Source organism: Aquiflexum sp. (assembly GCF_041751335.1).
Lineage (GTDB): Bacteria > Bacteroidota > Bacteroidia > Cytophagales > Cyclobacteriaceae > Aquiflexum.
Genome location: NZ_JBGSXS010000263.1, coordinates 1 through 2,982, shown reverse-complemented (window position 1 = coordinate 2,982; position 2,982 = coordinate 1). Strand labels below are relative to the sequence as shown.

General features: G+C 41.7%; 2 protein-coding genes. One reads left to right on the top strand and one right to left on the bottom strand.

Going from position 1 to position 2,982, the window contains the following annotated elements:
• The first annotated feature begins 25 nt into the window (after positions 1-25).
• Positions 26-2,383, top strand: coding sequence for an ABC transporter permease (locus ACEW8U_RS14535; protein WP_373522774.1), 2,358 nt, complete (start codon positions 26-28; stop codon positions 2,381-2,383).
• A 202-nt stretch (positions 2,384-2,585) separates the two neighbouring features.
• On the opposite strand, the gene ACEW8U_RS14530 is transcribed toward ACEW8U_RS14535, so the two are convergent.
• Positions 2,586-2,982 (bottom strand): Fic family protein (locus tag ACEW8U_RS14530; protein ID WP_373522773.1); only part of this gene is annotated, 397 nt, incomplete at its 5' end.

Genomic DNA, 2,982 nt, shown 5'->3' with positions numbered 1-2,982 from the left:
TTCCAATCTTTAAATTCCAAAAACCATGTGGAAAAACTACCTAAAAATCGCCTGGAGAAATATCCTTCGAAGCAAGGGATTAGCCTTTATAAATATCGGAGGTTTGGGAATTGGGATTGCAGCATCAGTGTTGATCCTGATCTGGATTCAGTTTGAGCTGTCGATAGATAGGTTTTATGCCCATTCGGACCGGGTTTATGCGGTTTGGCGAAGCACCACGATAGAAGGGGAGGTGATGAGTTGGGACTATACTCCCGCACCGTATGGTCTGGCGTTGAAAGAGGGATTTCCTGAGGTGGAAGAAACAACCAGACTTACTGAGTGGGATCCACATTTATTGACAGTAGGAGAAAATAGCTACTTCGAAAAGACCACTTTTGTGGATCCAGGTTTCTTTAAGCTATTTACATTTGAAGTAATTTCAGGCGATACCGAAGCTGCTTTGTCCGTTCCTGATGGGATCATCCTTACGGAATCTGTTGCCAAAAAACTTTTTGCAGATGAAGATCCTTTAGGCAAAACCGTTGTTATAGAAAAGCAGCTTGATTTCCAAGTCATGGCCGTTGTCCAGGATTTGCCCCAAAACACCAATTTTGATTACACTGTCTTTTTGCCTTTCAAAAAACTGGAAGTAATGGGTTGGGCAGATCCTTCTTGGGGCAATAATTCCTACAGGACTTTTGCGATGCTCCATGAAAGTGCTTACTTAAAGGATTTCAATGAAAAATTTGCGGGATTTACTGCCATGAACACGGAAGACAAAAACGTAAGCGACTTTTTGTTTCCCATGTCTGACCTTCATCTATATTCCAAATTTGAAAACGGGGTATCGGTAGGTGGACGGATCACATTGATACGCTTATTTGGGGGAGTGGCGATTATCGTTTTGTTGTTGGCCTGTATCAATTTCATCAACCTGAGTACTGCCCAAAGTGAAAACAGGGCAAAAGAAGTCGGCGTAAGGAAGATTTCCGGTGCAGGCAGGGGAATGTTGGTTAGGCAGTTCTTGGTCGAATCAGTCATGATCGCTTTGTTTTCTTATGGATTTGCTTTGACAATTGTTGGAATAGCTTTGCCATATTTCAGCAATTTTATTGGAAAAGAACTTCAAAGTCCATTTACCCAACCTTTGTTTTGGATGGTTTCTTTGGTCTATATCATGCTAATCGGGATAATGGCAGGAAGCTATCCGGCTTTTTTGATGAGTTCCTTCAAGCCGACTGTAGTTTTCAAATGGAAGTTGGATGCCAAGAGATATTGGGTCAATCCACGTGAGGCCTTGGTGGTTTTCCAATTTGCTGTAGTTGCAATTTTGATTTCGAGTGCATGGATAATCCGAGATCAGATGAACCATGTCCAAAACAGGGATTTGGGATTGGATAAGGAAAACCTGATTTACCATCAGGTTTCCGGAACAATGCGGGAAAATATGGTGGCATTCCGTAATGAATTATTGGCTTTGAATGGAGTAAACTCAGTCAGCTACACCTTTTCCCCCATCACCGAGCTACACAGTGATACCAACATGATGAAATGGCAGGGCAAAGATGAAAGTTACAGACCAACAATGTACCGGATGGGAACAGATGCTAACTTGGTCGAGACTGCTGGATTTGAACTGATAGCAGGAAGGGATATCGATGTCTATACTTTTCCAAATGATAGCAGTGCAGTTTTGATCAATGAAACTGCTGCAAAGAGAATGGGGTTTGAAGATCCTTTGGGACAGGTGATACAGGATGATGACCTGAGTTTTACTGTGGTCGGTGTTGTAAAGGATTTTATAATGAGATCGCCTTTTGATGAGGTCTTACCGATTATGGTATTCGGTCCCAAACGAAATCTGAGTTTTATTCATATCCGTCTTAATCCTGGAGAAAATTATTCTGAGATGTTGGGAAATGTTGCTTCGGTATTCGCCAAGTTCAATCCGGGAGCTCCTTTTGACTACAATTTTGTGGACCAAGTCCATGCCCGGAAGTTTGAATCCCAGAAGCGGACTGCGGAGTTGACAGGATTGTTTACCGTCTTGGCAGTACTCATTTCCTGTATGGGGCTTTTTGGATTGGCCACTTTCATTGCAGAACAGCGGAGAAAAGAAATTTCAGTAAGGAAAGTTCTTGGGGCATCCATCCCCGGTTTGGTCAGGTTGATATCTTCCGAATTTACCAAATTGGTCTTGATTGCAGTATTATTGGGCATGCCTGTAACCTGGTATCTTATGGATTCCTGGCTGGAGACCTTTGATTATAGAATCTCCATTGACTGGAAAATTTTCCTTTGGACGTCATTGGTTGCTTTGCTTATCGCCTTTCTGACCGTCAGTTCGCAGGCGATAAAAACTGCCTTGGTCAATCCTGCAAAGATATTGAAGGATGAGTAGGGGAAGTTGGAAGGCTGAAGTTGGAACAAGAGCCAAGAGACAAGAGACAAGAATCAAGACTGGAGGAATTCGATCAGGATTCATAATAATCAGATGGGTTTGGTAAAGTCAACGTTTTTATCGTTTTACTTGCCATTTAAGTAAAAACAATAGAACTTCGGGAAAAAAGCATGAATTATCAGGAAAGAATATCTTTCATGTACTACTCGAATTCTATTTCAAAATACCTAAGTGTCATCTTATAGTCATCTTGGGCAGAAAGACAGGTATCCGTCAAGTACTCTTTCACATTGCCCCACTCCTGTAAACCTCTGTAATAAAATAGCTTGATGTCATCTGCAATAATAAAGGGAACGACATTGTTAGCCAAGCATTCCTTAAACATGATCAGCCTTCCCACTCTTCCGTTTCCATCCTGAAATGGATGGATCATTTCGAATTGATGGTGAAAGCCTATAATGTCTTCCAATTTTTTCTTTACCTTCCGATGATAGTCAGAAAGTAAATTTTTCATCTTTTCAGGGACTTGATGGGGAGGGCAGGTTTCATTTCCTCCGACTTCATTGGGAAGCTTTTTGTAGGCCCCCACATTAAACCAA